At 57.6% G+C, this 3,675-nt stretch carries 5 protein-coding genes and 1 pseudogene; 1 reads left to right on the top strand and 5 read right to left on the bottom strand.

Annotation, left to right across the window (positions count from 1 at the left end; translation table 11 throughout):
• Positions 1 to 595: MFS transporter (locus WCA53_RS13755; protein WP_423911016.1), on the top strand; the 595-nt coding region annotated here is incomplete at its 5' end.
• A 68-nt stretch (positions 596 to 663) separates the two neighbouring features.
• On the opposite strand, the gene WCA53_RS13750 is transcribed toward WCA53_RS13755, so the two are convergent.
• The 5 genes and pseudogenes from WCA53_RS13750 to WCA53_RS13730 form a co-directional block, all read right to left on the bottom strand.
• Positions 664 to 1,128: a metallophosphoesterase family protein gene (locus WCA53_RS13750; RefSeq protein ID WP_423911012.1), complete on the bottom strand. Its 465-nt coding sequence runs from the start codon at positions 1,126 to 1,128 to the stop codon at positions 664 to 666.
• Between the two features lie 185 nt (positions 1,129 to 1,313).
• A complete protein-coding gene (locus WCA53_RS13745) occupies positions 1,314 to 2,213 on the bottom strand; it encodes a hypothetical protein (protein WP_423911009.1) in 900 nt (299 codons plus the stop codon).
• Positions 2,207 to 2,638, bottom strand: a complete 432-nt coding sequence (locus WCA53_RS13740) for a toll/interleukin-1 receptor domain-containing protein (RefSeq protein ID WP_423911006.1) — start codon at positions 2,636 to 2,638, stop codon at positions 2,207 to 2,209. The genes WCA53_RS13745 and WCA53_RS13740 overlap by 7 nt, the downstream gene beginning before the upstream one ends.
• 228 nt (positions 2,639 to 2,866) lie before the next feature.
• Positions 2,867 to 3,298: a type VI secretion system baseplate subunit TssE gene (tssE, locus tag WCA53_RS13735; protein ID WP_423911003.1), complete on the bottom strand. Its 432-nt coding sequence runs from the start codon at positions 3,296 to 3,298 to the stop codon at positions 2,867 to 2,869.
• A 10-nt stretch (positions 3,299 to 3,308) separates the two neighbouring features.
• Positions 3,309 to 3,675, bottom strand: a pseudogene (locus WCA53_RS13730) (OmpA family protein); the annotation flags it as partial.

The raw sequence follows: 3,675 nt of genomic DNA, 5'->3' as shown, positions 1-3,675 counted from the left end.
GGCCACGCTCAAGTTCAACGAGACGCATGGCTTGTTCATCGTGCTGATCGTCATGGTACTGATGATGCCGATGACCCTCGGGGCAGGCTATCTGTCCGACAAGATTGGTCGCAAGCCCGTGATGCTGGCTGGGTGTGTCGGACTGCTTATCTTGTCGATGCCCGCGCTCAACCTGATTCGCATGGGCACGGCGATGCCGATTTTTGCCGGCATGCTGATTCTCGGCGTACTGCTGTCGTGTTTCACCGGCGCAATGCCATCGGCACTGCCGGCTCTGTTTCCGACGAAGATCCGCTACGGCGCGCTCGCGATCGGCTTCAACGTTTCGGTCTCGCTGTTTGGTGGCACGACGCCGTTGGTGGCTGCGTGGCTGGTTTCATCGACAGGAAACCTGATGATGCCCGCGTACTATCTGATGGGAGCGTCGGTGATCGGAATTGTTTCGGTTCTCGCGTTGCATGAGACGGCAAGAAAGCCGCTGAAGGGGTCGCCGCCATCGGTTGGTTCGCACTCGGAAGCGCGCGCGGTGATTCGCGGGACGCGCGAGGCCGCCAAGGTGGATGAGCGTTTCGAGGAGCTTCCGGCGCGGGCGTAAGATCTGCGCTTGAGGATTAAGCCGGCGATGAGCTTTGTTCATCGCCGGCTTTTTTGCGTTCTTTGCGCTCAGTCGACGAGCGGAATGATCTCGGCGTGAATTTCGCCGGCCTCGATTAGCATGATGCCAAGCGTGACGGGGAGTTTGAAACGTCGCGGGCCGGCGCTGCCCGGATTGACGAAAAGCGTGGCGCCGCGTCGCTCGATGAGTGGCTTGTGGGAATGGCCAGTGATCACTACGTCGATACCGGCGAGTTGGCGGGGGACATCGGCGATGTCGTGGACGAGATATATCGCCATTCCGCCGATGTTGAACGTGCGCGCCTCCGGTAACTCGTCAATGCGCGCGCCCGAGTCGTTGTTGCCGCGGATCGCGGTGACGGGGGCGAGTTGCGTGAGGGTATCGAGGACGGCGGGGTTGCAGATATCGCCGGCGTGGATGATGTGCTCGCAACCGCGTAGCGCGAGGAGCGCTTCAGGCCGGACGAGGTTGTGGGTGTCGGAGATGACGCCGATGCGGGTCGCGGAGGACATGGGGGGTGGGATTTACTCGGAGAGTCCGGAGAATAAGCGTAGCACCGATCAAGGCGGTGGTAGCGCGTTCTTGGGCGATGCGTGTGTGCACTGAGTCAGACCATACGAGAGATGGGCGATTGTGGCTCGGCAGAATGATCCCTTAGAATGCATTCGCAGCCTCCAACGATTTCTCGCGATTCACATCATCCACCTCGATCCCGAGGTTCCGCGCAGTGCTCTCCTGTCTTGCGTGACCGAGAAGAAGTTGGAACGTTCCGAGGGTCACCTCGGCGAAAAACAAGATCAGAGGCACCTCGTAACTCGTCATCCACAACAAATTCTAACGTCCTCCACCGCAATATTAGAGGCATCCAAATGATCGATAACAAAATCCAACGGTTCGTAAGCACAGCGTAAATCGTGACTCGAGGCAAGCATCGATATAGCCGACGGCACAACGCGTCGTAGAACAACTCCCCTGCTTGCCAACCTAACAACCCGTACTGACCACAGAAGCGCAATGCCAAGCGCATTTTCAGTTCGTGCATGTCGTCTTCGATGGCTTTCGTACTGTAGAGCCTTCCGCGCCAGCGCTGCCAGCCACCGTTGACCGAGTCGTCGTGAGTCGGATGACACCGCAAAGCATGGGGCAAATATTCTTCAACTTGGGTTTCGCGGGTAATCCGTATTGGGAAGATTTCAGTTGATTCGTAGCTCGCGTGAACACCCGCTTCAGTAGTCCATAACTCTTCAACCGGAAAACTAGGCAGCATGATCTTGAAAATCTCGCCCGGTTTGAGCCGATGCAGATGGACAGTCTCCTGAAACTTCAGCATTCCACGCTGTGCTTCGGCACATAGTTGCAACTCATCGATCAACGAGTCGCCGGAATTACGGATTAGCAGGTAGGTTGTTTCGCGATACTCACGCGTGCTCGACGACGCCGTCATCAGCTTGGTATCGACGCCTCGAGCTAGTTCAGTCCACCGTGTTTGCCATCGTCGAAGGTCGAGGTGATATCGCTGCGACTGCTCCAACACCGGTTTGATGGTTTGTGAACCCAATGCATATCCGATCCAGCGAAGGACTGCCAAAATCAGCATGAAGGGCAATTTTGCCAGAGCGAGTAGGCTAAGTCGTCACTAAAGTCGACAAATACGCGAGATGAGAGGAAGGTTGGAACTGGTGGAGCCGACACATTATTCCGAATGATAGGGATAATTCGATCGCTAGAGATGTCTTGCATCACTTGAGCGGTGAGAATCATCTTCTCGTATCCAACGCCTCCACGCCCCGCGTTGGCCTTTGTTACGTATGGCTCAGTGCAAACGGCCAGCACACGATGTGCCGCGGTAAGACCAGACTCCATAAATCGCGGGAGATCGCAACCGAACGTTAGGTCCCATTGATCGAGAACCACGTCAACCCCATTGGCAACTAAACGGGTGGCAAGCGCAAGCACCCAGTCCTTGTGGGGCTCGGTATCGTGAGAGTAAGAGACAAATACTTTAGGCGGAATGCTAGACATGTGGGTTCCCGGGAAATGTGGGCCGCCGTGATCAGCGGGTTGGAAAGCAGACGATCGTGAAAGACAACTCCTCACCGACAAGACTCATTCGCAGGGAGCACGTGCTCCTTTCTCCGGCCATTTTGAGCGACTTGGACGGACTATCGATAAAGGCCGAAAACCGGCCGCTGATGCGGACGCGCCGCCGATCCATGCGACCCTCTCCGATACGGTAAACATCCTCGCCCATTACGGACCGCCCTTCGCCTGAACCCGCCGCTCCACACGCAGACGCCCCGGCGGATCGAAGTAAGTCCCGAACCGCACAAGTCCCGCTTTCTTTAGATGGCAGCTCATCACGAAGCTTACCTTCAGCCCCGGATCTGGCACGTCGTCAAGTTCGATGTCGATCGACCGGATCCTTGGCTCATAGGTGAGCAGCGTCGTCTCCATCTGTTTCTTGAGCAGATGGGCGGACGCTGGGAGGGCCTGGTAGATATTCGAGAGATCAGGCAACCCGTAGTCGGGTAGGTGCTTGAGCGAGCCGGCCCGCGTGTTGAGGATACGCTTGATGTTTTCCTGGACGCTCAGTATCTCCAGTGTCTTGTTGTCGTAGGCATCAAGTGACACGCCGCCGATATGTCCGAGCAGCATGTCATAGAGCGATGGACCTGTTGACATGTCTTTCCCCTCAGGAGCCCAAAACGTTGCGTGTTTCCGTCAGCGCAGCCGCGCGGTACATACCAAACGACAGACGCAGCGGAACGCCGACACGGCCATAGCGGTCGATCAGATCGCGCTCCGTCACGAGCGTTTGCAGCGCATCGCGCCGTGCACTGTCATGGGTCTGCGAGATCATCGAATACCGGCCGATATCGGCCCCGATACGCGTGAGCATCGCCTGGTTGTTCTTCGCTGAACTCCAGATTGCCAGTGCGAGCGCGAAGGCGAGCAGCGCGATCGCATGCGCCACGGCCGCGGTGCGAGGCGACCCCCACGGCCTCTGTGGCAGCGCTTCGATCAACGGCTGCGGCAACGGCCATGGCGCGGGGAAAGCA

It is taken from the genome of Caballeronia sp., from assembly GCF_049581465.1.
Classification (GTDB): Bacteria; Pseudomonadota; Gammaproteobacteria; order Burkholderiales; family Burkholderiaceae; genus Caballeronia.
Note: the sequence above shows the minus strand (reverse complement) of the source record. Positions and strands in the feature narration are given on the sequence as shown.

Coding starts and splice junctions, on each gene's coding strand:
- WCA53_RS13750 (WP_423911012.1), bottom strand. CDS start 1,128: ATGTCCTCCGCGACCCGCATCGGCGTCATCTCCGACACCCACAACCTC.
- WCA53_RS13745 (WP_423911009.1), bottom strand. CDS start 2,213: ATGCTGATTTTGGCAGTCCTTCGCTGGATCGGATATGCATTGGGTTCA.
- WCA53_RS13740 (WP_423911006.1), bottom strand. CDS start 2,638: ATGTCTAGCATTCCGCCTAAAGTATTTGTCTCTTACTCTCACGATACC.
- tssE (WP_423911003.1), bottom strand. CDS start 3,298: ATGTCAACAGGTCCATCGCTCTATGACATGCTGCTCGGACATATCGGC.